The organism is Pectobacterium odoriferum (assembly GCF_009931295.1).
GTDB classification, from domain to species: domain Bacteria; phylum Pseudomonadota; class Gammaproteobacteria; order Enterobacterales; family Enterobacteriaceae; genus Pectobacterium; species Pectobacterium odoriferum.
In genome coordinates this window covers 3,588,496-3,614,751 of the sequence record NZ_CP034938.1, presented here as the reverse complement: position 1 = coordinate 3,614,751, position 26,256 = coordinate 3,588,496, and the positions used below count along the sequence as shown (strand labels likewise).

Sequence of the window (26,256 nt, the reverse complement as noted above, 5' to 3'; positions counted from 1 at the left end):
TTTTACTTAAAATTCGTAAAGAGTGGTGGGTGATGACGGGATCGAACCGCCGACCCCCTCCTTGTAAGGGAGGTGCTCTCCCAGCTGAGCTAATCACCCCCGCTGTGTGGAGTCGCATTATAGGGATCCTTGAATGTGAGTCAACGCTTTTTAAAACTAAAATGATTGTTCGTTGCAAAATTAGTCAAGGCGTCGTATTTATCGCCGTTGGTGCTGCATCCTTGCGCAATTCGGCCTGTTATCTTGCTATCGCTAGCAGAATAAAAGCACGTGCGGCATGTTACGGCGTTGAGGAATCGAAGCAGAGTGATAGAATGTTGCCCACTTTTGTTCTCTGAGCTTATGTCGGTCTATGCCGACAGCCGTTGCGTAATAAGGCTGTAATCCCAAATGAAAATCAAAACCCGTTTCGCCCCTAGTCCTACTGGCTATCTTCACGTCGGCGGCGCTCGCACCGCACTGTACTCTTGGTTGTTTGCCCGTCATCATGACGGCGAGTTCGTGCTGCGTATTGAAGATACCGATCTGGAGCGTTCAACTCAGGACGCGATTGATGCCATTATGGATGGTATGAACTGGCTGAGCCTGAACTGGGATGAAGGCCCGTACTACCAGACTAAACGCTTTGACCGTTACAACGCCGTTATTGACCAGATGCTGGAAAACGGTACGGCATATAAGTGCTACTGTTCTAAAGAGCGTCTGGAAGCACTGCGTGAGCAGCAGATGGAAAAGGGTGATAAGCCACGTTACGACGGCTGTTGCCGTGGTTCTCACGCGCATCATGCTGATAATGAACCGCACGTTGTGCGTTTCCTCAACCCGCAGGAAGGCTCGGTCATCTTCAATGACCGCATTCGCGGGCCGATTGAATTCAGCAATCAGGAACTCGATGATCTGATTATTCGCCGTACTGACGGTTCACCGACCTACAATTTCTGTGTCGTTATCGATGACTGGGATATGGAAATCACGCACGTTATCCGCGGTGAAGACCATATCAACAACACGCCGCGCCAGATCAACATCCTGAAAGCGCTGGGCGCACCCGTGCCAGAATATGCGCATGTGTCGATGATTCTGGGCGATGACGGTAAGAAATTGTCCAAACGTCACGGCGCTGTTGGCGTAATGCAATACCGCGATGACGGCTATTTGCCAGAAGCACTGCTGAACTATCTGGTGCGTTTAGGCTGGTCTTCTGGCGATCAGGAAATCTTCTCTATTGATGAAATGAAATCGTTGTTCTCGCTGGATGCTGTGAACAAATCGGCGAGTGCTTTCAATACCGAGAAGCTGCAATGGTTGAACCATCACTATATTAACCATTTACCCGCAGAATACGTGGCGACACATCTGTCATGGCATATCGAACAGGCAGGGATTGATACCCGTACCGGGCCGCAGTTGAGCGAACTGGTTGGTTTACTGGGCGAGCGTTGCAAGACGCTGAAAGAAATGGCGGATTCTTGCCGTTATTTCTATGAAGATTTTGCTGAGTTTGACGCCGATGCCGCGAAGAAACACCTGCGCCCGGTTGCGCGTCAGCCGCTTGAACTGGTTCGCGAGAAGCTGGCTGCGATTACGAGCTGGACGCCAGAGAACATCCACCACGCCATTCAGGGCACGGCGGATGAGCTGGGTCAGGGCATGGGTAAAGTCGGTATGCCGCTGCGTGTTGCGGTAACGGGCGCGGGTCAGTCTCCAGGTGTTGACGTTACGGTACACGCGATTGGTCAACAGCGTTCGCTGGCGCGTATTGATAAAGCGTTGGCGTTCATTGCTGAGCGTGAAGCGCAGCAGTAATCCCTACTGCATGAATACACAAGAAGCCCCGGTCAAATGCTGGGGCTTCTTATTTTATGACTTAGGGGATTATTGACCGGCGATAGCAACTGCTTTACTGATGGCATCAGGGATCACGTCGCCGTGCCCTTTACCAGGGAACAGAATAAAGTCGGCTTTTGTGCCTTGTTCGTTGAGCTGTGCGACCAGTGCCGTTGCTCTTTCCACCATTTTTCTTTGGCTGAGCCGTTCTGCCCGCTTTTCATCAACGGGTTTACCCGCCTGTGTTTTGGCTGGCTCATCTTCATTTGCCCCTGCCGTGACGGTTATTGACAGCGGTGGTGTAGCGAGCAGCGGCGTTCTTGCCGGAATCACGACGCCATTTCCCCACCAGATAGACGGGCTCGCGGCAACATAACGCTGGAAAGATTCGGTGTGGTTAAACAGCGTATAGAGCGTAAACAGACCGCCGAAAGAGTGCCCGGCCAGCGTTTGTTTTTGCTTATTTACAGCGTAGTTCGTTTCAACCCAGGGCTTTACCGTGGATTGCAGGAATTGATAAAACGCTTCGGCTTCGCCGCCTGCGGCAAAATCTGGATCGGTGAGCGTTGTCGGCGGCGTGTAGTCGCGCGTTCTGGCGGGAACATCGTAAGGTTTATCGATTGGATAACCGATGGCGATAATCAGCGGTGCTGCGCCATTTTTTGCATTGTAGCTGTTTACGGCAACGGGAAACTGAGCGTTGCCATCCAGCATGTACAGAACCGGATAACCGCCTTCAGGTGCGGGTTGGCGGGGACGTGCGATGAAAAGCCGATAGACATGCTGTGCATCGCTTTTCATTTCAACGTGCTTGATCTCAAATTGAGCTTTTGCTTGTTCGGTCATATCAGGAATGGTTGGCTGTGCCCGAACAGGCAACATGCCAGAAGCAGATACCATCAGAGAAAATACAATCATAGGAAAATAGCGCATGTGATGAGGCTTATATAAGAGGCAGAAGCGTAACGTGAAATGATAATAAATCGCGTTATCGTTAGCAGCTTTTTTATTGTGCTTATGATGAGATGACATCGAAATCGCCGCCTGTTTTTTCTCACCTTTGGCGTCTTTTTCAGCGGTTAATCGGATAACCGGATTTAGCCGTTGACACTGCGAATCGGGTTTCATATTATGCGACGCGTTCGCACAGTACTTGCCTTCGCGGTGATGCTGTAAGATACGGGGCTATAGCTCAGCTGGGAGAGCGCTTGCATGGCATGCAAGAGGTCAGCGGTTCGATCCCGCTTAGCTCCACCAAACACTCCCTCTGTTTGGTTGATTATTAAGAACATTCCACACGTTGTGGGGCTATAGCTCAGCTGGGAGAGCGCTTGCATGGCATGCAAGAGGTCAGCGGTTCGATCCCGCTTAGCTCCACCAAATCATCGAATTAACGCTTATTTATCCCTTTCTCAATATATCTGCATTCATCAACGTTTTTTATTTGCTCAATACGTTAGTCGGCGATTTCTTGTAAACGATTCCTTGTAAACAATTCCTTGTAAACAAGAGTTGGCCGCCTTCATTTTTTGAAGACAACCAACCCGTTATCGCTTAAGCCTCTTCTGGAAGCCTTGGCGTCCAGTCTATTGGCGACAGCCCTTGCTGTTCCAAAAGCTGATTAGCCTGAGAAAAATGCTTACAGCCCAAGAAACCACGGTGTGCAGATAGTGGGGAAGGGTGCGGCGATTTCAGAATATGGTGGCGCTGCTGGTCAATGATGTTGCCTTTTTTCTGTGCATGAGAGCCCCACAGCAGAAAGACCAGGCCTTCCCGCTGTTCATTCAATGCCGCGATGACGCGGTCAGTAAACGTTTCCCAGCCCAAATTAGCATGCGAGTGCGCCTGTCCAGCTTCAACGGTTAATACCGTGTTGAGCAGTAAAACGCCTTGCTCTGCCCAGCTTTGCAGAAAACCGTGCCGTGGAATTTCAAATCCAGGGATGTCGCTCGCCAATTCTTTATAAATATTACCCAGAGAAGGTGGAGCGGGTACGCCCGGACGTACAGAAAATGACAGCCCGTGCGCCTGATTCGGGCCGTGATAGGGATCTTGCCCAAGAATGACGACTTTGACCTGATGCAGTTCAGTAAAGCGGAATGCGTTGAAAACATCCTTCTGCGGGGGATAGATAGTTTTACCCGCTGCACGTTCTTTCCCAACGAATTCAAGGGTATTAATGAAGTAAGGCTGCTGCTTTTCTTGTGCCAGCACGTCATGCCAGGTGAGAGAGGTCGCCATCATGCACTCTTTTTTTACAGGTTGAATGGTGTTGTTGGTAGCTTACCGATCTATCGTCCCGAGGTAAAACCGTAACCGCTATTGTCGGGATGAAAGGATTTTTTTTGAAAAAAAATTGAAAATTTACAAAAATATTTGCAATTCATTGTGTTGGTAAAATTGATATAAAACAATATATTGCCATTGGTCTGCCAAGTTGTGGACTTTTAAAATTGATTTAAGTCAAGGATGTCTGGTTATCAGACTGGTATATAAGAGGCAGATACAAACGGTTTTATACGATCGTTACGAAATTTAGCAGTTTTTTGCTGATAGCGATTTTTACTCAGTTAGTTTTTAACTAAGACAATAACACGCCGTTTTACGGAGGCAATTATGGTTACTGGTATTCAAATCACCAAGGCTAACGACAGCACGCTGATCAATTCCTTCTGGTTGCTGGATGAAGAAAAATCACAGGCGCGTTGCGTGTGTGCTAAATCGGGTTATAGCGAAGATCAAATCGTACCGATGAGCGATCTGGGTCAGATCGAGTATCGTGAAATCCCGTTGGAAATCAAACCTGAAGTGCGTGTGGAAGGTGGTCAACACCTGAACGTAAACGTTCTGCGACGTGAGACGCTGGAAGATGCCGTTAAGCATCCGGAAAACTATCCGCAGCTGACCATCCGCGTATCTGGCTACGCTGTGCGTTTCAACTCACTGACGCCAGAACAGCAGCGCGACGTTATCGCTCGTACTTTTACCGCAAGCCTGTGATTCAAGCCTTAGCAAAAAGGGAGCCGAGGCTCCCTTTTTTATATCTCTATTTTATATAAATTTTATTCGGCAGAGGGTTTGTCGGTTTTCTGCGTTGGTTGACGACGCTTACCCACATTTTTAGCATCACGCTGGCGAACCTTTACCTTAACCTTTTCTTTTTCCTTCTCTTTTTTCTCTTGTCGCTTAGCCAGTACTTTTTTCGACGGTTTCCCCGTCGTTTTGGCGCTTGGTGCTTTCGTCTCTGGACGGAGTTCTTCAATGACGCGCGGTTTTAGCGGTTCATTCAGGTAGCGACTGATTTTCCCCAGCAGCAGATGGTCGTGTGCTTCGACGAAAGAGATGGCACAGCCTTTACGACCGGCGCGACCAGTGCGACCGATACGGTGAAGATAGGTGTCCGAGGTGCGCGGCAAATCGAAGTTAAATACGTGGCTGACATCGTTAATATCAATACCGCGTGCCGCGATATCCGTTGCTACCAGCACGTTGACACGCCCGTCACTGAGACGTTTGATCGCCTCATTACGTTTGGCTTGCACCATTTCGCCTTCGAGATAGCAAGAGTTAATGCCCGCTTCACGCAGCCAGGCAACCAGCTCATGCACACGCTCACGCTTGCGTACAAAGACGATAGAACGCGTTACGTCAGGCTGTTTTAACTGGTGGCAGAGCAGCGCCGTTTTGTGTTTGAGATCGTCGGCGCGGTAATACCATTGCAGAATTTTTTTACGTTCCCGACGCGATGGGTCGGATTCGATTTCAACAGGTTCATTGAGCAGGCGCTCGGCGAAATCTTTGATCGCGTCCCCTTCCAGCGTCGCAGAAAACAGCAGCGTTTGCTTGCGCCAGCGGGTTTCTCCGGCGATGTGTTCAATATCCTGGGCGAAGCCCATATCCAGCATTCTGTCCGCTTCATCCAGAATTAGCGTTTCTACCGCGCGGCAATCGAAGTTTTCTTCTTTAATGTATTGCAGCAGACGGCCCGTCGTCGCGACGACGATATCCTGATTTTCACTGAAGACTTCTGCGTGGTTCATGTAGGCCACGCCGCCAGTGATCGTGGCGATATCCAGGTGCGTATGTGCAGCAAACGCTCGCGCCTGATCGGCTACCTGCATGGCGAGTTCACGGGTTGGCGTGAGGATCAGAATACGAGGTGGACCCGATTTTTTACGAGGGAAATCGATAAGATGCTGCAAAACCGGCAGCAGATAGGCGGCGGTTTTACCTGTTCCTGTTGGCGCGGAGCCTAGGACGTCGCGGCCTTCCATCGCCGGAGGGATCGCCTCTGCCTGAATCACGGTCGGGCGCTCGTAGCCCATGTCACGCAGGGCGTCTAACAGGCTTTCATCAAGATCGAGCTCGGAAAAATTGGTTACAGTCATGGTCTACCTCTATTTGGGGCGCCGATTATAGACGGATTGGCCGGTTTCTTCACCTGTTTAAGCAGACATCGGCACTTTTCCTGCATTGATGTTTCACCTATGCTACTGCGGTTTGCGTTTGGAATCTTATTTTCATGAGTCATCAGGCTGATAATAAACTGACATTGCGTCGGGATGGGTTTACCTTCAAGCAATTCTTTGTGGCGCACGATCGCTGTGCCATGAAGGTGGGGACCGATGGCATTTTGCTGGGAGCCTGGACGCCGGTGTCTTCAGCCACGCGGATCCTGGATATCGGTAGCGGTTCTGGTCTTCTCGCGCTGATGCTGGCGCAACGTTCTGAATCGCATGTTCGGATTGATGCCGTCGAACTGGATAGCGCCGCCAGCCAGCAGGCGAAGGAGAACATTGCCGCTTCACCATGGGCTGACAGAATCACGGTGTATGCTGAGGATATCGTCGGTTTTGCTGAGACGCGAGCCGCCGACTATTCGTTGATTATCAGTAACCCGCCTTATTTCCCGCCGGGGATCGCGTGCGGATCGGCTCAGCGCGATCAGGCTCGCTATACCACCTTGTTAACTCATGAAGCGCTGTTGCGCTGTGCTCATCAACTGTTGATGCCTGAAGGGCTTTTCTGCGTGGTGCTGCCGGTTCAGGTTGCTGAGTCTTTTATTCCGCTCGCGCAGCAGAATCATTGGTATGTTCACCAGCAGCTTCGCGTATCAGAGCATGAAGAGAAACCTGCACATCGCGTTTTGCTGGCGCTGTCTCGTCAGGAAAGAGAATGTGTGAATTCCTCACTGATAATTCGTGATGCAGAAAGGTGTTATTCGACGGATTTCCAGCAACTGACAAAAGATTTTTATCTCTTTATGTAGATGGCAGACGCCTTGTTGCTGCGCCTGCCTTTGCTGAGTGAACTATTTTTATGAGTTATTTTTTATGAACTATGGCACCAGAATGGTTGGCGTTGGAGCGTCGAACTGTTCTGGGTAGTCCAGTGTGTAATGTAGCCCACGGCTTTCTTTTCTTTCCAGCGCACAGCGGACGATGAGTTCGGCAACCTGCACCAGATTACGCAGTTCCAGCAAATTGTTGGAAATGCGGAAGTGGGCGTAGTACTCATTGATTTCCTGCTGAAGCAGTTGAATGCGGCGTTGTGCCCGCTCCAGTCGCTTAGTCGTCCGCACGATCCCAACGTAATCCCACATAAACAGACGCAGCTCGTGCCAGTTATGCTGAATCACTACTTGTTCATCTGAGTTATCGACCTGGCTTTCATCCCAATCTGGTAGTTTTTTCACCGCTTTGATTTGCGGTAAGCGCTGCAAAATATCCTCAGCGGCTGACCAGCCGTAAACCAGACACTCGAGTAATGAGTTGGATGCCATGCGGTTTGCGCCATGCAAACCGGTATAGCTGACTTCGCCAATCGCATACAGGCCGTCAAGATCGGTACGGCCATGCTGATCGACCAGCACGCCTCCGCAGGTGTAGTGTGCTGCGGGGACGATCGGTATTGGTTCACGCGTCAGATCGATGCCGAGAGACTGTAGCTTTTCATCGATAGTGGGGAAATGCTGTTTGATGAATGCTTCAGGCTTGTGGCTGATATCCAGATACATGCAGTCTGCGCCAAGCCGTTTCATCTCATGGTCAATCGCACGGGCGACCACGTCACGCGGTGCCAGTTCGCCTCTGGCATCGAAATCGGGCATAAAGCGTGTGCCGTCAGGACGTTTAAGGTACGCGCCTTCACCGCGCAGCGCTTCCGTCAGCAGGAAGTTTCGTGCCTGCGGGTGGAACAGGCAGGTCGGGTGAAACTGATTGAACTCCAGATTTGCCACGCGGCAACCCGCGCGCCAAGCCATGGCGATGCCATCGCCAGAGGAAATATCGGGATTCGTGGTGTATTGATAAACTTTGGATGCGCCGCCGGTCGCTAAAACTACCGTTTTCGCCCGGCAGGATTCTACGCGCTCCCGTTCACGGTTCCATATGTAAGCACCGACAATACGGCGTGTACCGGGTAAACCCAGCTTATTCGAGGTAATCAAATCGACGGCGTTACAGCGTTCCATAATCCGAATATTCGGGTGGGATAACGCTTTCTGCACCAGCGTGTTTTCCACTTCTTTTCCGGTTGCATCCGCCGCATGCAGAATTCGACGATGGCTGTGACCACCTTCGCGCGTGAGATGATAGCGTTCTTCGCCGCTGGTGCTGGTTTCGGTATCGAATAGCACGCCTTGTTCGATAAGCCATTGCACACAGTGTTTGGCATTGCTGGCGATAAACTCAACGGCTTCCCGTTCACACAGGCCATCACCAGCGATCAGGGTATCTTCGATATGGGAGTCAATCGTGTCGGTTTCATCGAAAACGGCGGCGATGCCACCTTGAGCATAAAACGTTGCGCCTTCGTTGAGCGGGCCTTTGCTTAATACCGTCACGTTGGCTTGTGAAGCCAGACGCAGCGCCAGTGAAAGCCCAGCAGCACCGCTGCCAATGATTAAAACATCACAGACGTATTCAGTGGTCGTTTGCATGGTCGTGTCGTGGATGCAAAAAGAAGAGGAAATCCGATGGTAGCACCCAATGGTTGATTGCTGTATTGGTTTTTATCCCCCTCTCTACGCTATAAATAAGCGAAGAGTAGGGCATGCTGAATCGTGCGAAGACCCCAGATTTATCGTATCATCCTCGGAGGAGCGTAGAGCCTCAGATGAAGAGAATGCGTCATAGGTACGCATCGCAAAGACGAGTAACGGCGCTAAGCAAAAGAAAAATGATGACCCGGAACTTTATTGAATGTCTTGGTTCTAATTAGGAGCTTGCTCTAAATATGACTTATATAGCTGGCAGTACTATTTTACGCGTGGAGAACGGTTTGAGTAGAGATTACCTCGGATGAGCGAGCAACTGGCAGATCAGGTTCTGGTCGAGCGAGTCCAAAAAGGCGATCAAAAATCGTTTAACTTGTTGGTCGTTCGTTATCAGCATAAGGTAGCGAGTCTGGTATCACGGTATGTTCCCCAAGGCGACGTGCCGGACGTGGTACAGGAATCGTTTATTAAAGCCTATCGCGCGTTAGAGTCATTCCGCGGCGATAGTGCGTTCTATACATGGTTGTATCGTATCGCAGTGAATACGGCCAAGAATTATCTGGTAGCTCAGGGCCGCCGTCCGCCGTCCAGCGACATTGATGCTAATGACGCGGAAAATTATGAAAATGCGGGCGCACTGAAAGAAATATCGAACCCTGAGAATTTAATGTTGTCAGAGGAATTACGAAGCATCGTTTTCCGAACTATCGAGTCTTTACCGGAGGATTTACGTTTAGCGATTACGCTGCGTGAGTTGGACGGTTTAAGCTACGAAGAGATTGCCGTGATTATGGATTGTCCCGTCGGCACTGTTCGTTCTCGTATTTTCCGGGCTAGGGAAGCGATTGATAATAAAGTACAACCGCTTATTCAGCGCTAGCGAGCGTTTTCAGCTATCCGCATGACTAATGATGGATTTGACAAGGTAAGGGTGTCGGTATGCAGAAAGAGAAACTTTCCGCTTTAATGGATGGCGAAGCAGTAGATTCCGAACTGTTAGGCGCACTGTCACGGGATGATGCGTTGCAGCAAAGTTGGCAAAGTTATCATCTGATTCGTGATGTGGTGCGTGGTGATGTGAGTGAAAACATGATTCACCTGGACATCGCTTCTCGTGTTGCCGCTGCAATCGAAAAAGAACCTGTTCGTCTGGTTCCACAAGTGCATCCTGAATCTCAGCCACAACCTGTTGAGTGGACGAAGATGCCTTTCTGGCACAAGATCCGCCCGTGGGGCAGCCAACTGACGCAAGTCGGTGTCGCAGCCTGCGTATCTTTAGCGGTGATTGTCGGCGTACAAAATTACCAGCAAGGTAATGCTTCTGAACATGTTGTGGAATCCGGCGTGTTCAGCACCTTACCTGCTATGGGCACTGCCTCTCCAGTGAGTCTAGGCGTGCCGTCAGAAAATGTTGCCCCTAACAGTGGTCAACAAAAATCCGATATGCAGCGCAATCGCCTTAACGCTATTTTGCAGGACTACGAATTACAGCGTCGGCTGCATGCCGAGCACGCTCTGCCGCAGGACGATCAGCAAGCGGCAATTCAGGTTCCCGGTACTCAATCATTAGGAACACAGCCCCGGTAATGAAGCGTGTTTGGTTCGCCGCCTGTTTTCTGATTGGCAGTCTGTTTTATTCTACTTTCGCCTCGGCTCAGAATGTTGAGCCGAGCGCGTTGCTGCAACAGATGAATGGCGCTACTCGTTCTCTGAATTACGAAATTTCCTTTATTAACATTACCCTGCAAGGCTTTGAGTCGGTACGGTATCGTCATGCTGTAGTCAACAACCGTGCCTTAGCGCAGTTGTTGTTTATGGACGGACCGCGACGCGAGATCGTGCAGCGTGGTAATGAAGTCAGCTATTTCGATCCTGGTTTTGAGCCGTTTACGCTCACCAGCGATCATATCGTTGATTCTCTCCCTTCGCTGGTCTTTGCTGATTTTCAGAAACTATCGCCCTATTATGATTTTGTTCCTGCTGATGGACGGGTACGCATTGCCGATCGTCTGGCATCAGGCATTCGGGTCATCTCACGCGATGGCACACGCTACAGCTATACGGTGTGGATTGACGCGGATTCGAAACTTCCACTGCGCATTGATTTACAGGACCGCAATGGTGACAAACGGTTGGAGCAATTCTTAACGACATCATTGATTGTTGACGATGATGTCGTGAGCGTGATGCGTCCGCTGGAAGGAATCAAACTTCCTCCTGCACTCCCCACGCCTGCTGCGGAAAAAGGTGATTTTATCTGGGTGCCAGAATGGCTGCCTGCGGGGATGAAAGAACTGTCGCACAACAAAAAAGTATTGCCAGGTTCATCCATTCCGATTGAAACACGTCTGTATAGCGATGGTTTATTCAGCTTTTCGATTAACATCAGCCCGTCTTCTGACGTGAGTGAGGAACAGTCTGTGCTCACGGGACGACGTTCCATCCACACTGTCATGAAAGGCAACCGAGAGATTACCGTTGTCGGCGATATTCCTCCTTCTACGGCTAAACGTGTGGCTGACAGCATTATTTTGAAGGCGCAACCGTGATCAAAGAGTGGGCGACAGTGGTTTCATGGCGGGATGGTATCGTGGAACTGCGGTGCGAGCCGAGCGCGGGCTGTGGCACCTGTAAATCCCGCTCGTCGTGTGGTACGGGTTTATTAAGTCAGCTTGGGCTCTCTGCCGAAAATACGCTGTATGTTCCTTACGATCGGCCTTTAGAAGTGGGACAAAAGGTGGAGTTGGGCATTTCTGAGGGGCGGCTGCTGTTTTCTGCTGCTCTGGTTTATTTCGTTCCGCTGGTTGGGCTACTGCTCGGCGCGGCGATCTGCCAAACGTTATTTGGCACCGATCTGGCCGCGGTTATTGGTGCACTGCTGGGGGGGGCGTGGCGTTTATCGGCGTGAAGCGCTGGGCGAAGCAGTTGGGTAAGAATAAGCGTTATGAGCCTGTTATCCTGCAAATCGCACTGCCGGGCACTCTGTTACAAAATTGACCTGTTCACCCGAGCGTAAACGGCGCGCGCTGCGGAAACATTGCTTACTTGTTTGTTATCTTTCGACACGATGTTTGCCACGTAATGACACTTTACTTCCTGCTTTCCTCTTGTTGTTCTGCTATTCCAAATAAAACCGTCATAATCAAGGGGAATGCACCGGACATGACTAGGTTTTCACGCCTCTCGCATGTAGAATGCTGCGATTCAGGTGGAATAACATCGCTGCTGTTTTCACCTATGCGCATGCCCATCGGCAAGAATTTCAGGAATATCAAGGTAGAAAAATTTTTATAATGAAGCATATACGAAATTTCTCCATTATTGCCCATATCGACCACGGTAAATCGACGTTATCTGACCGTATTATCCAGATTTGCGGCGGTTTAACCGAGCGTGAAATGGCTGCGCAGGTTCTGGATTCCATGGATCTGGAACGTGAACGCGGAATCACAATTAAAGCGCAAAGCGTAACGCTGGATTATAAAGCGCAGGACGGCCAAACCTACCAGTTAAACTTCATCGATACGCCTGGGCACGTTGACTTCTCTTATGAAGTTTCCCGTTCGCTCGCCGCCTGTGAAGGCGCGCTGCTTGTCGTTGACGCTGGGCAGGGTGTCGAAGCTCAAACGCTGGCTAACTGCTATACCGCGCTGGATATGAATCTGGAAGTGGTGCCGGTTCTGAATAAGATCGACCTGCCTGCTGCCGATCCGGATCGTGTTTCTCAGGAAATTGAAGATATTGTCGGCATTGATGCTACTGATGCGGTGCGCTGCTCTGCGAAAACGGGTATTGGTGTGCCGGATGTTCTGGAGCGTTTAGTGCGTGATATCCCGCCGCCGGAAGGCAGCCCAGATGCACCGTTGCAGGCGCTCATTATCGACTCTTGGTTTGATAACTACCTTGGCGTTGTGTCGCTGGTGCGTATCAAAAACGGCACGATGCGCAAAGGCGACAAAATTAAGGTGATGAGTACGGGTCAGGTTTATAACGCCGACCGTCTCGGTATTTTTACACCGAAGCAGATCGACCGCGATGTATTGAACTGCGGCGAGGTAGGCTGGTTAGTGTGCGCCATCAAAGATATTTTGGGGGCGCCAGTCGGGGATACCCTGACGCTGGCGCGTCAGCCAGCTGAAAAAGCGTTGCCGGGCTTTAAGAAAGTCAAACCTCAGGTCTATGCCGGTCTGTTCCCGATCAGTTCCGACGACTACGAAGCATTCCGTGATGCGTTAGGCAAGCTGAGCCTCAATGATGCCTCTTTGTTCTATGAGCCAGAAAGCTCTACCGCGCTGGGCTTTGGTTTCCGCTGTGGTTTCCTGGGTCTGCTACACATGGAGATTATTCAGGAACGTTTGGAGCGTGAGTACGATCTGGAACTGATCACTACGGCACCGACGGTAGTGTATGAAGTAGAAACGACGGCGAAAGAAACCATTTATGTGGATAGCCCGTCTAAACTGCCGCCGCTGAATAATATTCAGGAACTGCGTGAGCCAATTGCCGAATGTCACATGTTGATGCCTCAGGAATATTTGGGCAACGTGATTACGCTTTGTATTGAGAAGCGCGGTGTGCAAACGAACATGGTGTACCACGGTAATCAGGTTGCGTTGACGTATGAAATCCCGATGGCTGAAGTGGTACTCGATTTCTTTGATCGCCTGAAATCAACTTCTCGTGGTTATGCATCGCTGGATTATGGCTTCAAACGTTTCCAGACATCAGACATGGTGCGCGTTGATGTATTAATCAACAACGAGCGTGTCGATGCATTGGCCCTGATTACTCACCGTGATAATTCACAATATCGTGGCCGTGAATTTGTCGAAAAGATGAAAGAACTGATTCCGCGTCAGCAGTTTGATATCGCGATTCAAGCCGCTATTGGTAACCACATTATTGCGCGTTCTACGGTTAAGCAATTGCGTAAAAACGTACTGGCCAAGTGTTATGGTGGCGACGTCAGCCGTAAGAAGAAACTGTTGCAGAAACAGAAAGACGGTAAGAAGCGTATGAAGCAGGTCGGTAACGTCGAACTGCCGCAAGAGGCGTTTCTGGCAATCCTGCACGTCGGCAAAGACAGTAAATAAATTCTGAGGAGTTGGCATGGCCAATATGTTTGCCGTAATTCTGGCATTGGTGACGCTAGTCACAGGGATTGTCTGGTGTTTAGAGCGTTTCGTTTGGGCACCTGCTCGCCGGAAGAAATTTGCCGCCATGAGCGGCGCCGATCTGGCTGATGGCGCGGTTTCATCGAAAGCCATTGAGCAACCAGGCTGGATTGAGACGATAGCATCCGTATTCCCGGTAGTCGCTTTGGTATTGGTTGTGCGCTCCTTCATTTATGAGCCGTTTCAAATTCCATCCGGTTCGATGATGCCGACGCTGTTGATCGGTGATTTTATTCTGGTGGAGAAATTTGCCTACGGCATTAAAGAACCCTTCACGCAAAAAACGCTGATCGAAACCGGTCACCCTAAGCGTGGCGACGTGGTGGTGTTTAAATACCCGTCCGATCCTAAAGTGGACTTCATCAAGCGCGTGGTTGGTGTACCGGGCGATCGCGTCAGCTATAACCCGATAACCAAGCAGGTGACGATTCGTCCATCCTGTCAGGGGCAGCAAGCGTGCGATACGGCACTGGCCGTCACATACAGTAACGTACAGCCTAGCGATTTTGTTCAGACCTTCAACCAGCCAGGACTGGAATCGCGCAGCGGATTTTATGAGGTGCCTGCTAATGACAACAGCGTGGAAGGGACCCGCATGGGCGCACGCAAAGAGTCATTAGGTAATGTAACGCATAATATTCTGTTGGTGCCAGGTCAGCAGGATCAGCTCGGTGGTTATTACCAGCAATCGCAGCAGCAGCTTGCGACATGGGTTGTCCCATCTGGGCACTACTTCATGATGGGTGATAACCGCGACAACAGTCTGGATAGTCGCTATTGGGGCTTTGTACCAGAGAGAAATCTGGTCGGTAAAGCTACCGCTATCTGGATGAGTTTTGAGAAACAGGAAGGTGAATGGCCTACCGGCGTACGTTTGAGTCGCATTGGTGGTATCCATTAACTAAAGTAAGCATTAACCGAAATAAGATACAGGCAGCATTCTGATGCTGTCCGATGTAGAATATTTTCTGTAACGCTCTTTTTGAAAGAACATGCCCTAAATAGTACGAGTTGCAGGACAACACGTTAGCGTTTTAACCACGCTAACGTACAGGCAACGCGAAGTATGACGGGCAAAAAGGCAGGCTCCCTATGGGAGCCAATGCAAACGAAACAGTTTTGACCGAATTGGTAAGCAGGGCTGTTCCGTATGCTGCTGTTTTTGACGCATCGTTGATCTATTGGTAACACATGAATCCCATCCTGATAAATCGTTTACAAAGAAAGCTGGGCTATACTTTTCAGCAGTACGATCTTTTGTTACAGGCGTTGACGCACCGTAGCGCTAGCAGCAAACATAATGAAAGACTCGAGTTCCTGGGTGACTCCATCCTGAGTTTTGTGATCGCCAATGCGCTGTATCACCGTTTCCCCAAAGTTGATGAAGGGGACATGAGTCGGATGCGAGCGACACTGGTGCGCGGAAATACGCTGGCGGAAATCGCACGTGAATTCGAACTGGGAGAGTGCTTACGCCTCGGTCCCGGTGAATTAAAGAGCGGTGGTTTCCGTCGTGAATCGATCCTGGCTGATACGGTCGAAGCGCTGATTGGCGGTATTTTCCTCGACAGCGACATTCAGACCATCGAACGTTTGATCCTGAACTGGTATCAGACGCGTCTGGATGAAATCAGTCCCGGCGATAAGCAAAAAGATCCGAAAACGCGATTGCAGGAATTTCTGCAAGGGCGTCACTTACCTCTGCCGACCTATCTGGTGGTGCAGGTTCGTGGGGAAGCACACGATCAGGAATTTACTATTCACTGTCAGGTGAGCGGCTTTAGTGAGTCGGTCATTGGTACAGGATCGAGCCGTCGTAAAGCCGAACAGGCTGCGGCTGAACAAGCGTTGAAAAAACTGGAGCTTGAATGAGCGAAGTACAGACACACTGCGGTTTTGTCGCGATTGTTGGTCGACCAAACGTCGGTAAATCGACGTTACTGAATCAATTACTGGGGCAGAAGATTTCTATTACGTCACGTAAGCCCCAGACGACGCGGCATCGCATCATGGGTATTCATACTGAAGGGCCTTATCAGGCTATTTATGTGGATACACCGGGATTGCACATTGAAGAAAAACGGGCGATTAACCGCCTGATGAACCGTGCCGCCAGCAGTTCGATTGGTGACGTTGAGCTGATCATTTTCGTTGTTGAAGGGACACACTGGAACGACGACGACGACATGGTATTGAATAAGCTGCGCGATCAGAAGCTTCCTGTGCTGTTGGCGATCAATAAAGTTGATAACGTCACGGATAAAACTAAGCTGCTGCCGCATATCCAGTTCCTCAGCCAACAGATGGACTTCCTTGACGTCGTTCCGATCTCGGCTGAGAAGGGCACGAATGTCGATACGATTGCCAGCATTGTGCGTAAACACTTACCGCAGGCAACGCACCACTTCCCGGAAGATTACATCACCGATCGCTCACAGCGTTTTATGGCATCGGAAATTATCCGTGAAAAACTGATGCGCTTCTTGGGTGAAGAGCTGCCGTATTCTGTAACGGTTGAAATTGAGCGTTTCGTGACGAACGAGCGTGGCGGTTATGACATCAACGGCCTGATTCTGGTTGAGCGTGAAGGTCAGAAAAAAATGGTTATTGGCAACAAAGGTGCCAAAATTAAAACCATTGGTATCGAGTCTCGTCAGGATATGGAAGAGATGTTCGAGGCCAAAGTGCACCTTGAGCTGTGGGTTAAAGTGAAATCCGGTTGGGCAGATGACGAACGTGCCCTGCGCAGCCTGGGTTATAGCGAAGACCGGTAAGGTTCACGCCGATGGAAGGCTGGCAGCGCGCATTTGTCTTGCATGGGCGACCTTATAGCGAAACCAGCTTATTGCTGGATCTGTTTAGTGAAAGCGATGGTCGAGTTCGTGTGCTTGCCAAAGGCGCGCGAGCCCGACGCTCTAGTCTGAAAGGCTGTTTACAGCCTTTCACTCCGCTGCTGGTGCGCTGGAGTGGTCGGGGAGAAGTAAAAACATTACGCAGTGCCGAGCCTGTCTCGCTCGCGCTACCACTCACTGGCTCGATGCTTTATAGCGGTTTATACGTTAACGAACTGCTGTCTCGCGTGCTGGAACATGAAACCAATTACTCCGCTCTTTTCTTCGATTATCTCCACTGTTTACAACATCTTGCTGCACAGGATGCCTCTCCCGAACCCGCATTAAGACGCTTTGAATTAGCGTTACTGGGCTATCTGGGATACGGCGTTGATTTCCTGCATTGTGCTGGTAGCGGCGAACCGGTGGCAGATACCATGACTTATCAGTATCGAGAGGAAAGGGGATTTATTGCCAGCCTGGTTGTCGATAATAAAAGTTTTACCGGGCATGAGTTACGTTCTCTGGCGTCGCGTGAATTTCCTGATGTTGGCACATTGAAGGCAGCAAAGCGTTTCACTCGTATCGCGTTAAAGCCGTATCTGGGGGGAAAACCGCTGAAAAGTCGTGAACTGTTCCGCCAGTTTGTTCCTGCTGCTAATTTGTCCAAACCCGCATCTTCTGATAAATAATCCCACCTCCTCAGTACCCTGACGCCGTGACATCAGTGTAAACTGCCACGTATCGTGCATGACTTTACCGAGGATTTATCATGGCTGAACTGCTGCTTGGCGTTAACATCGATCACATTGCAACGCTGCGTAATGCGCGTGGAACAGCGTATCCCGATCCCGTTCAGGCTGCTTTTATCGCTGAGCAGGCGGGGGCGGATGGCATCACCGTGCATTTGCGTGAAGATCGTCGCCATATCACGGATCGTGATGTGCGGATTCTGAGAGAAACGCTCCAAACCCGCATGAATCTGGAAATGGCTGTCACGGAAGAAATGCTGAACATCGCCTGTGAGGTGAAGCCGCATTTCTGCTGTCTGGTACCGGAAAAACGTCAGGAAGTCACGACCGAAGGCGGGCTGGATGTCGCGGGACAACAGGAAAAAATCGATAGCGCGGTAGCCAGACTTAGCCAGGCTAACATCTTGGTTTCACTCTTCATTGATGCGGATAAGCGGCAAATCGATGCCGCCGTGGCCAGCGGTGCACCCTATATCGAAATCCATACCGGAGCGTATGCCGATGCGCCAGATGATGAAGCGCGCCAGCATGAGTTCGAGCGTATTCGTGATGCGGCGACTTACGCTGCAGCGAAGGGGCTCAAGGTCAATGCTGGCCACGGTCTGACGTACCACAATGTTCAGCCGATTGCCGCCTTGCCAGCAATGCACGAATTGAATATTGGGCATGCGATTATCGGGCGTGCGGTAATGAGCGGTCTGAAGGATGCCGTTGCCGAAATGAAGAACCTGATGCGAGAAGCACGCCGCTGATGGCGATTCTTGGGCTCGGAACCGATATTGTCGAAATCGCCCGTATTGACGCGGTGATTGAACGTTCAGGCGAGCGATTGGCTCGCCGCATTCTGACGGATGCTGAATGGGTGCACTATCAGCAGCATCAGCAGCCTGTCCGTTTCCTCGCCAAGCGCTTTGCCGTGAAAGAGGCGGCTGCAAAAGCCTTCGGTACTGGAATCCGTAACGGGCTCGCGTTCAACCAGTTTGACGTTTTTAATGACGAGCTGGGTAAACCTTGCCTGCGGTTTTTTGCTAAAGCGGCAGAACTGGCTGAACAGATGGGCGTCAGACACGTCCATGTGACGCTGGCTGACGAAAGACGCTATGCCTGTGCGACGGTAATTATCGAAAGCTGAACGTTCGTAAACTGATGCTTAAATCCTGTCGGCATGGTGCATGAGCACGTATTTTTCCCACAACTGCTCATTGCCTTCAATATGGTTTGGATCTTTGACGATCGTATTGTCGATCGGACAGACTTTCTGACACGTAGGTGTGTCGTAGTGGCCAACGCACTCAGTACAGAGGGTGGAGTTAATTTCATAAATGTCCATACCCATGGAAATAGCCTGATTAGGACATTCGGGCTCACACATGTCACAGTTGATGCATTTATGGGTGATGAGTAACGCCATGATGTTCTTCTACCTTACAAACAGGGCGCAGATTATACCCGTTGATGCTCGTTTAAACACGCGTAACTGTCATTGATGGAAAATATACTGGCAAATCGGCTCCCCTGCCTTCACTGTGCCTTTCTTCCTAGGCCGTTTGCTGCGGGTTTCGCGTGTTTTCGGAGGCCCTCAGCATGCAACCTATTGGCAGCATAAATAGTGAGGTTACAGGGTAAAATTACCATCTGTTCGTTAAATTGGTTTTATACCTATCCTTTAAACTGTATGAATCAGCCAGTGCGACTGTGTTTCTTGGGTTTTAATTTATTGATTTACAATTTAAATAAATTTAGTTGTGATATTGAACCACTTATTTTTGTAATATCATGGACATTGATTTAATCGGTATTGCCGATGACGTTTGCATCTGGAGAGTCGATGACGGTGCATGTCCGTATGATATAATTTTATAACTAATAGTGTCAGTTTAATGGCGGAACTCATAGTGCAGCAGGAAGGTCATCTTAATCAGGTTGGGGCAGGATTTTTCCAACAGGGAGACTCGGAGCCATTAGGCGCTGATTACTGGCTTCAATGCCAACGGCGGTATACTTTTCAGCCCATTTACCGAACATCAGGTAAATTAATGGCTATTGAATTACTGACTTCCGTTTTTTCTCCTACCCTGCCACAAAAATTCATCTCTCCTGAAAAATACTTCGCGAATATCGACGTTGAAACCCGCCTGTTAATTATTGTAGAACAACTGCAACTTTTATCTCAGTGGAATTTTCGATTTACTCGCGACGATCTTTTTGCCTCCGTCAACATTGATGGTATGACGCTACTGGCGTTGCAAAATAATCTGGAAGCCAAACGCCTGATCGCAGCAATGCCTTGGATTCGTTTTGAAATGGTCGAAAATCAGGGAGGGCTGCCAAAAGAAATTTTAACCAAGCTCCCAGAAGCGCAAACACTGTGGCTGGATGATTTCGGTTGCGGTATGGCGAATTTTTCATCACTGATGCTGGCACAGTATGACTGCATCAAAGTGGCACGTGAGCTCTTCATTCTCCTGCAACAAAGTGGTGAAGGGAAAACCGTTTTCCCTGCACTGATCGCTTTGCTATCGCGTTTTTGCAATTATGTGGTCATTGAGGGAATAGAAACACAGGAAGAGTGGGCAATTGTTCAGGCATCGCATGCTTATGCAGCCCAAGGATACTACCTCTCGCGCCCTCAGCCGTTTGAGAATTTTGAGACGTTGAAGCTCGAACTCTAGGTGATAATCTGTTGTTTAGGCTATCACTTTGCACAGTAGAGTATTGCTGTATACCCATCCATGTTTTCTTCTTCATAGTAATTCATTATATTTCCTAATATTTCATTTCTGTACAAAATATCGCCTCTCTGGCTGTCTGTCTTTTTTTTCTAATTTTTAATGTATAATGCTGTATTTTGTTTTATTTTTGTTATTTAATTCTTATTTTATTTGTTATGGTGGTGTTTAATTTCAATGAAACAATGGGGAGTAGGACTTCAGATTTTGCATCAAATTATGACATATATAATCAGACGCTTACGTTAATGATTTTATTTTTTTTCTTTTAATTATTTGATTTTTAATGGTAAAAAAATATAATGTTTACTGTTAACGATCAAAAATCACTTTGTGATAGATTTTGTTGATTAAAACAATGATACTTATTGGTATAATTGATTTGCTTACAAAAATTTGATGTTCAGAATATATCGCCATGTACCCTTAGGAATATTCTTTTATTCCATTAGAGAAGCTTATAACCCGAACAATTACTACTATTAAATTAAGATACCCCTTTGAATTTGTTGTTTTTATCTGCGCACAGTCATATGCGAGGGCTTTATGCTTACGTTGCTATGTTTCTAAACACTCCTGCTTCACGGAGCGTTTTTTCTTTCATCCTTTCTGCTCTCTGGAAATGCACCCATCCTGAAAATCTACGGGGGAGGGGCTTGTTACCGGGATTTTTCGTCATCAGCGTTGTGATTTGTACGATCAGGACCACTCGGGCCTGAGGAGAGTGTTATTGTGTATGAAATTATAATAACCCTACTGTTGTTATTGTTATTATTTTCTTCTGTAAAAAATAGAAAAATTAAACAAAAGTTTAAAATTGAGCAGAAAAAACAAGACTTCCTCAACATGACTTTCTTTGCGATGGAATATAGTCCTGCCTCAATTATGATCGCAGATGAAAATTGTGAAATTATTTACGTCAATCGCCAGTTTATTACCATGTCTGGCTATATGCCGGATGAAGTTATTGGGAAAAAAACGAATATATTAAACTCTGGCATGACCAACGCCAGCGTCTATGAAGATCTGTGGGCTACCATAAATAAAGGTAATGTTTGGAGCGGTGAGTTCGTTAACCGGCGTAAAGATGGGCAGCTGTATTGGGAAAAGGCCAATATCGTTAAAATATATAATAAGGCGAGTAACACGACCCAGTATGTCGGCATTAAACTAGATATTACAGAGCGGAAATCGCAGGAACATCATGATAATTCATACAATCGTGCGCTGGAGCTGTTATCAAGCGGTGCGCCGCTGAAGGATATCCTGGATGCGATCATTTTCAGCGTTGAGGAAAAAAATCCTGGTCGTATCGTTTGTTCTGTACTGCTCGTTGATAAAGAAAAGAAATGTTTGACGCTTGGATCGGCACCGAGCCTGCCAGGTTTTTATAAAAATGCCATTCACAACGTGAAAATTGCCGATGGTGTGGCTTCTTTTGGTACTGCGGCCTATACCGGAAAACGCGTGATTGCTGACGATATTTCCGTGCATCCGCATTGGTCTTTATATAAAGGACTCGCATTATATGCCGGGTTGCGTTCCTGCTGGTCTGAACCTATCATTGGTCAGAACAAAGAAATACTAGGTGTTTTAAGTGTTTATCATCGTAAAGTGTATGTGCCGACCGAAGAAGAAATTTTCTCTATCGAGAAGTCGGCACAGCTGATTGCGATCGCCATAGAGCGATATCATGCTATTGATATGCTGCGGCGGAGCGAGGAACACTATCGGCAACTGGCGCACTATGACTCATTAACGTCACTGGCTAACGGTCTGACGTTTGCTGAGCAAATGGAACAGGCGATTCTGTTATCCAAACAAACGGGTAGAAAAATCGCGCTGATGTTCCTGGATCTCGATAAATTTAAACAGATAAACGACTCGTTTGGGCATGCTGTTGGCGATTTGCTATTAAAAGAAGCGGCTGCACGTATGCGTGGTGCGGTTCGGGATTCGGATACGGTATATCGTCGTAGTGGTGATGAATTCATTATTCTGCTTCAGGGTATTAAGGAAATTGATAATACACTCTATGTTGCAGATAAAATCCATAACGCATTGAATAAACCTTTTGAAATCAATGGGAAAAAGCTGGATATATCGTGCAGTATCGGTATTGCACTGTATCCAGAACACGGCTCCGATTCTCTGACGTTGGCAATTAATGCCGATTCTGCCATGTACCAAGCTAAAGCCATGGGGCGCAGTCAAACTCAGATTTATCACAACATGAACGATCATTGATAAATGAAATAAAAAAGGCGCTCTATTGGGCGCCTTTTTTATTATCTTTCTCGTAGTGCTTCTGCTTTCGCCCGAATAATCGGCTTTAACAAATAGCTGAGGATAGTTTTCTTACCCGTGATTATATCAACAGAAGCCACCATGCCTGGAATGATAAGAAGCGGTTTATCGGCTGAGCCTAAATAATTTTTATCAGTCCGTAAGCGAATAATATAAAAGCTGTTCCCTTCTTTATCAGTAACAGTGTCTGGGCTGATTTGTTCCAACTGACCTTTTAGGCCGCCATAGATAGTATAGTCGTAGGCCGTCAATTTTATTATGGCATCCTGACCTGGGTGTAAAAACGCAATATCCTGAGGGCGAATTTTAGCTTCGACCAACAGCTTGTCATCCAGCGGAACAATTTCTACCAGATCGCTACCCGGTTGAATCACTCCTCCGATGGTATTTACCAGAACCTGCTGCACGATACCGCGAACAGGGGAGACGACTAGCGTTCGGTTTACCCGATCTTCGAGCGCTTTACCCGTGGCTGCAATTTTGTTCAGGCTGGTTTGTGCTTCACTAAGTTGAGATAACGCCTCGCTTTTGTAGCGGCTGCGCGTTTCCTCTATTTTATTTTCGCCCTCTTTAATCGCAGACTCCGCCCGCGGAATGGAAAGTTTGATGGAATCAAGCTGACCACGAGTTTCGACTTCAGCACGGCGTAAGCGTAAAACTTCCACTTTAGAAATTGCGCCTTCCGCGATCAGCGGTTCTGACATTTTAATTTCTTGCTGGAGCAGGCCAAGACTGTTGCGGAACTGAATCTCCTTGGCTGAGAAATCCCGCAATTCCTGCTGGCGCTGGATCAACTGCTCTTCCAGACCAGATATCTCATTATGCAGTTGCTGGCGGCGGCTGTTATAAAGCTCTTTTTCTCCTGCCGCGATTTTAGGTGCTTGCGTCGTGATTTCTTCGGAAAGCACGAGCTCTTGACCGTTGACTTCGGCGCTCAGGCGCTCAATTCGCGACAGCAGCGCAAGCCGATCGGCTTCGGTTTCACCGACGTTGGAGGCAAAGCGGGTATCATCAAGGCGCAGCAAAGGATCGCCTGCATTGACGACTTGTCCCTCACGAATGAACACTTCCGTGATAATGCCGCCTTCCAGGTTTTGGATTTTTTGCAGCCGTGAAGACGGGATCGCTTTACCATCGCCGCGAGTAACTTCATCGATATTCGCGAGTCCGGCCCACAGGATGAAAAACAGAAAAAAAGCACCGATAGCCCACAGCGTAAAGCGCATAGAACGTGGGGAATCTTCAGCCATTGCCCGACTCACTTCTGGCATGGTTTGTAGGCTTTCTTCATCTCCGCCGACAAAATACCGTTTGATTCGTTTGATATATTTACCGAGACGCATTGATCTGCCCCTTCTTCAACGCATCCATCACGATTGCTTTCGGCCCATCAGCAATAATTTTACCTCTGTCGACAATCACTAAACGATCGACCAGCGCCAGCATGGAAACCCGATGGGTAACGAGCAAGAGCGTTTTCTCTGCAATCACGGGGGCCAGAGCTTGCTTTAGCCGGTCTTCGCTAGTGTTATCCATCGAACTGGTGGGTTCATCTAGCACCAGAATCGGTGGATCGAGCAGCAGCGCTCTGGCTATCGCGACAGCTTGACGCTGCCCGCCGGAGAGTTGTTGGCCGCGCTCACCAACCTGGAGGTTATAGCCATCGGGGTGCAGGCGAGCAAACTCATTCACCCCTGAAATTTCTGCGGCTCGCAGCATGGCTTCGTCTTCGACATAGCGTGCGCCACTAATCAGGTTATTGCGCAGTGAACCACTAAATAGCTGAATATCCTGAGGAACATAACCTATATTGTGGCGTAAATCGCTGACATCCAACTGACGAGCATCGACGCCGTCGATCAGAATATTGCCCGTATTAGGTTGATAGAGGTTTACGATCAGTTTTTGCAGTGAACTTTTTCCCGAACCGCTACGGCCAATGACGCCCACCTTTTCACCGGGCGCGATGGTCAGGCTGATGCCTTGCAGCGAACTGGTTTTTTGTTCCGGGTAATTAAACGTCACATCGCGAAACTCGATACCACCCCGGATGCTCTCGCGCTTCAGCGGGCGTTCGTTATCGCTACGCTCTTGCGGTAGTTGCATCATTTGTTCAGTGGTTTGCATCGTTAAACGTGCCTGCTGGTAACGGCTGACCAGACCAGACAGTTGGCCCAACGGCATGAGCGCTCTGCCGTTCAGCATGTAACAGGCAATCAGCCCACCCATACTGAGTTTTCCGTTAATCAGCATATAGACGCCGACGACAATCATGGCAACGCCAGCAAATTGCTGGAACCACTGTGTTAGGTTTACCGCCAGTGAAGACAGCGCCTTGGCCCGCATTTCCAGCTTGCTCAGGCTGCCAATGGTCTGTTCCCACAGGTGCTGCCGTTCACTTTCCGCATTATTGACTTTGATCGCGTCCAGACAGCTTAAGGTTTCGATTAGCGTAGCCTGCCGTTCGCTGGCAAGGTGCATCGTTTTTTCAATGGTAGCGGACAGCGGCTTTTGCATCGCCCAGCTCGCCAGCAGGGCGATAGGGTAGGCCAGTATGGAAACCCAGACCAGCGGGCCGCCGATGATGCCGATAACCAGCAGCAGAAGCAGCGTAAAAGGAAAATCGATCAGCGTCGTCAGCGTCAGTGAAGAAAGAAAATCTCTGAGCGATTGAAATTCATGAATATTCTGCGCAAAGCTCCCGACCCGTGGCGGTCGGGCTTTCATCGACATACCGGTAATGCGCTCAAATAACGTGGCGGAAATAATCAGGTCGGTTTTTTTGCCTGCCATATCGAGGCAAATGCCGCGCAGCGTTTTGAGAATCAAATCGAAAACAAAAGCGCCAGTAACGCCGATAGCCAGCACCCATAGTGTTGCCGTTGCCTGATTGGGCACAACACGGTCATAGACATTCATCACGAACAGCGGTGTGGCAAGTGCGATAATGTTCACCAGCAAACTGGCAAGGACGGCATCGAGATAGAGCGAACGCGAAAGCTTAAGCGTATCTTTGAACCAGGATTTGGTTCGGGGGATCAGCGACGGGTTTTGCAGATCGAACTGATGGCGAGGCTGGGCGAACATCACCAGACCGAGGTAATTCTGTTGCAGCGTATTGTGCTCAACGGAAATTTCACCGCCTTCTGTTTCACTGGGCATCAGACGTGCGCTGCCGTCAGCGTTCCAGCCTAACAGAATCGCCGCGCGTCCTTCCCGTAACAGCAACATCGCGGGGAGCGACATCTCGGAAATTTTATTCAGAGAACGTTTGAGTACGCGCCCTTGCAACCCCGCGCGTGCGGCAGCTCTTGGGAGCAATTTTACCGATAACCGCTGATTGGCTAAGGGGAGCCCGGCGGTGAGGGTGGTACGGCTGACGGATTTCCCCTGCAAAGTGCAGAGGATCAGCAAGCAATCCAATAACGGGTCGTCATGACGGCTGCGAGGGTCACTATTTTCATGAACGATGGGCTCATGGGCGATCTGCGATTCATGAACGCTCTGTGGTTCATGAACAATAGGCTCTTGGGCAACTGATTTATCAGAACCATTTGTCTCTTGTACTGAATGCAACTTCATTTAACTAAACGTTCCCTTACGCAACGTAATTCCCTCGCATATAAACCATAATTGATC

23 protein-coding genes, 3 tRNA genes and 1 pseudogene are annotated in these 26,256 nt (G+C 49.1%); 18 read left to right on the top strand and 9 right to left on the bottom strand.

Going from position 1 to position 26,256, the window contains the following annotated elements:
* Window positions 1-23: 23 nt before the first annotated feature.
* Window positions 24-99, bottom strand: a tRNA-Val gene (locus EO763_RS16210).
* A 291-nt stretch (window positions 100-390) separates the two neighbouring features.
* Here EO763_RS16210 and gltX point away from each other — a divergent pair.
* Window positions 391-1,806, top strand: coding sequence for a glutamate--tRNA ligase (gene gltX, locus EO763_RS16205; protein WP_161529575.1), 1,416 nt, complete (start codon window positions 391-393; stop codon window positions 1,804-1,806).
* Window positions 1,807-1,875: 69 nt separating this feature from the next.
* Here gltX and EO763_RS16200 read toward each other — a convergent pair whose 3' ends face one another.
* Entirely contained in the window at window positions 1,876-2,745 is an 870-nt protein-coding gene (locus EO763_RS16200) for an alpha/beta hydrolase (RefSeq protein WP_244322005.1), read from the bottom strand.
* Window positions 2,746-3,008: 263 nt separating this feature from the next.
* Here EO763_RS16200 and EO763_RS16195 point away from each other — a divergent pair.
* A tRNA-Ala gene (locus EO763_RS16195) sits at window positions 3,009-3,084 on the top strand.
* Between the two features lie 47 nt (window positions 3,085-3,131).
* Window positions 3,132-3,207: transfer RNA gene (locus EO763_RS16190), tRNA-Ala, on the top strand.
* A gap of 174 nt (window positions 3,208-3,381) precedes the next feature.
* Here the strand turns inward: EO763_RS16190 and ung are convergent.
* Window positions 3,382-4,068, bottom strand: coding sequence for a uracil-DNA glycosylase (gene ung / locus EO763_RS16185; protein ID WP_012822888.1), 687 nt, complete (start codon window positions 4,066-4,068; stop codon window positions 3,382-3,384).
* Between the two features lie 375 nt (window positions 4,069-4,443).
* Between ung and grcA the strand changes: the two genes are divergently transcribed.
* The gene (gene grcA, locus EO763_RS16180) at window positions 4,444-4,827 is read left to right on the top strand and encodes an autonomous glycyl radical cofactor GrcA (protein WP_129710162.1); all 384 of its coding nucleotides are present in this window, start codon (window positions 4,444-4,446) and stop codon (window positions 4,825-4,827) included.
* A 62-nt stretch (window positions 4,828-4,889) separates the two neighbouring features.
* Here grcA and srmB read toward each other — a convergent pair whose 3' ends face one another.
* Window positions 4,890-6,215, bottom strand: coding sequence for an ATP-dependent RNA helicase SrmB (gene srmB / locus EO763_RS16175; RefSeq protein ID WP_039493344.1), 1,326 nt, complete (start codon window positions 6,213-6,215; stop codon window positions 4,890-4,892).
* Window positions 6,216-6,349: 134 nt separating this feature from the next.
* On the opposite strand from srmB, the gene trmN reads away from it, so the two are divergent.
* Window positions 6,350-7,096, top strand: coding sequence for a tRNA(1)(Val) (adenine(37)-N(6))-methyltransferase TrmN (gene trmN, locus EO763_RS16170; protein WP_161529573.1), 747 nt, complete (start codon window positions 6,350-6,352; stop codon window positions 7,094-7,096).
* Between the two features lie 69 nt (window positions 7,097-7,165).
* Here the strand turns inward: trmN and nadB are convergent, their stop codons facing one another.
* Window positions 7,166-8,767 (bottom strand): L-aspartate oxidase, encoded by a 1,602-nt coding sequence (gene nadB, locus EO763_RS16165; RefSeq protein WP_039360787.1) that lies wholly within the window; start codon window positions 8,765-8,767, stop codon window positions 7,166-7,168.
* 361 nt (window positions 8,768-9,128) lie between these two features.
* On the opposite strand from nadB, the gene rpoE reads away from it, so the two are divergent.
* The 4 genes and pseudogenes from rpoE to rseC all read left to right on the top strand — a co-directional run bounded on the left by rpoE (window position 9,129) and on the right by rseC (window position 11,821).
* A complete protein-coding gene (rpoE, locus tag EO763_RS16160; RefSeq protein ID WP_005973561.1) occupies window positions 9,129-9,704 on the top strand; it encodes an RNA polymerase sigma factor RpoE in 576 nt (191 codons plus the stop codon).
* 59 nt (window positions 9,705-9,763) lie between these two features.
* Window positions 9,764-10,411: an anti-sigma-E factor RseA gene (rseA, locus tag EO763_RS16155; protein ID WP_044206879.1), complete on the top strand. Its 648-nt coding sequence runs from the start codon at window positions 9,764-9,766 to the stop codon at window positions 10,409-10,411.
* The gene (gene rseB / locus EO763_RS16150; RefSeq protein ID WP_161529572.1) at window positions 10,411-11,373 is read left to right on the top strand and encodes a sigma-E factor regulatory protein RseB; all 963 of its coding nucleotides are present in this window, start codon (window positions 10,411-10,413) and stop codon (window positions 11,371-11,373) included. Before rseA ends, rseB begins: the two co-directional genes overlap by 1 nt.
* Window positions 11,370-11,821, top strand: a pseudogene (rseC, locus tag EO763_RS16145) (SoxR-reducing system protein RseC). Before rseB ends, rseC begins: the two are co-directional and overlap by 4 nt.
* A 92-nt stretch (window positions 11,822-11,913) precedes the next feature.
* On the opposite strand, the gene EO763_RS16140 reads toward rseC, so the two are convergent.
* Window positions 11,914-12,126, bottom strand: a complete 213-nt coding sequence (locus EO763_RS16140) for a hypothetical protein (protein ID WP_039284410.1) — start codon at window positions 12,124-12,126, stop codon at window positions 11,914-11,916.
* Here EO763_RS16140 and lepA point away from each other — a divergent pair.
* From lepA to acpS, 7 genes are all read left to right on the top strand, one after another.
* Window positions 12,118-13,917, top strand: a complete 1,800-nt coding sequence (gene lepA / locus EO763_RS16135; protein ID WP_039493335.1) for a translation elongation factor 4 — start codon at window positions 12,118-12,120, stop codon at window positions 13,915-13,917. The genes EO763_RS16140 and lepA overlap by 9 nt on opposite strands.
* A gap of 16 nt (window positions 13,918-13,933) precedes the next feature.
* On the top strand, window positions 13,934-14,899 hold the full coding sequence (lepB, locus tag EO763_RS16130; protein WP_161529571.1) for a signal peptidase I: 966 nt from the start codon (window positions 13,934-13,936) through the stop codon (window positions 14,897-14,899).
* A gap of 290 nt (window positions 14,900-15,189) precedes the next feature.
* Window positions 15,190-15,870, top strand: a complete 681-nt coding sequence (gene rnc, locus EO763_RS16125) for a ribonuclease III (protein WP_010302498.1) — start codon at window positions 15,190-15,192, stop codon at window positions 15,868-15,870.
* Window positions 15,867-16,772 carry a GTPase Era gene (era, locus tag EO763_RS16120; protein ID WP_161529570.1) on the top strand — a complete coding sequence of 302 codons (906 nt, stop codon included), beginning with the start codon at window positions 15,867-15,869 and terminating at the stop codon, window positions 16,770-16,772. The genes rnc and era overlap by 4 nt, the downstream gene beginning before the upstream one ends.
* An 11-nt stretch (window positions 16,773-16,783) precedes the next feature.
* Window positions 16,784-17,521, top strand: a complete 738-nt coding sequence (gene recO, locus EO763_RS16115; RefSeq protein WP_010280459.1) for a DNA repair protein RecO — start codon at window positions 16,784-16,786, stop codon at window positions 17,519-17,521.
* A gap of 80 nt (window positions 17,522-17,601) precedes the next feature.
* Window positions 17,602-18,333, top strand: a complete 732-nt coding sequence (pdxJ, locus tag EO763_RS16110; RefSeq protein ID WP_039493331.1) for a pyridoxine 5'-phosphate synthase — start codon at window positions 17,602-17,604, stop codon at window positions 18,331-18,333.
* The gene (acpS, locus tag EO763_RS16105; protein WP_039493330.1) at window positions 18,333-18,713 is read left to right on the top strand and encodes a holo-ACP synthase; all 381 of its coding nucleotides are present in this window, start codon (window positions 18,333-18,335) and stop codon (window positions 18,711-18,713) included. The genes pdxJ and acpS overlap by 1 nt, the downstream gene beginning before the upstream one ends.
* Window positions 18,714-18,731: 18 nt before the next feature.
* Here the strand turns inward: acpS and EO763_RS16100 are convergent, their stop codons facing one another.
* The gene (locus EO763_RS16100; protein ID WP_161529569.1) at window positions 18,732-18,992 is read right to left on the bottom strand and encodes a YfhL family 4Fe-4S dicluster ferredoxin; all 261 of its coding nucleotides are present in this window, start codon (window positions 18,990-18,992) and stop codon (window positions 18,732-18,734) included.
* 469 nt (window positions 18,993-19,461) lie between these two features.
* Between EO763_RS16100 and pdeH the strand changes: the two genes are divergently transcribed.
* Window positions 19,462-20,253, top strand: a complete 792-nt coding sequence (pdeH, locus tag EO763_RS16095; protein ID WP_161529568.1) for a cyclic-guanylate-specific phosphodiesterase — start codon at window positions 19,462-19,464, stop codon at window positions 20,251-20,253.
* A gap of 789 nt (window positions 20,254-21,042) precedes the next feature.
* The gene (locus EO763_RS16090) at window positions 21,043-22,557 is read left to right on the top strand and encodes a sensor domain-containing protein (protein WP_039493324.1); all 1,515 of its coding nucleotides are present in this window, start codon (window positions 21,043-21,045) and stop codon (window positions 22,555-22,557) included.
* Between the two features lie 41 nt (window positions 22,558-22,598).
* Here EO763_RS16090 and EO763_RS16085 read toward each other — a convergent pair whose 3' ends face one another.
* Both EO763_RS16085 and EO763_RS16080 read right to left on the bottom strand, forming a co-directional pair.
* A complete protein-coding gene (locus EO763_RS16085; protein WP_161529567.1) occupies window positions 22,599-23,960 on the bottom strand; it encodes an HlyD family type I secretion periplasmic adaptor subunit in 1,362 nt (453 codons plus the stop codon).
* The gene (locus tag EO763_RS16080) at window positions 23,947-26,199 is read right to left on the bottom strand and encodes a type I secretion system permease/ATPase (RefSeq protein WP_161529566.1); all 2,253 of its coding nucleotides are present in this window, start codon (window positions 26,197-26,199) and stop codon (window positions 23,947-23,949) included. Before EO763_RS16080 ends, EO763_RS16085 begins: the two co-directional genes overlap by 14 nt.
* Between the last annotated feature and the right edge of the window lie 57 nt (window positions 26,200-26,256).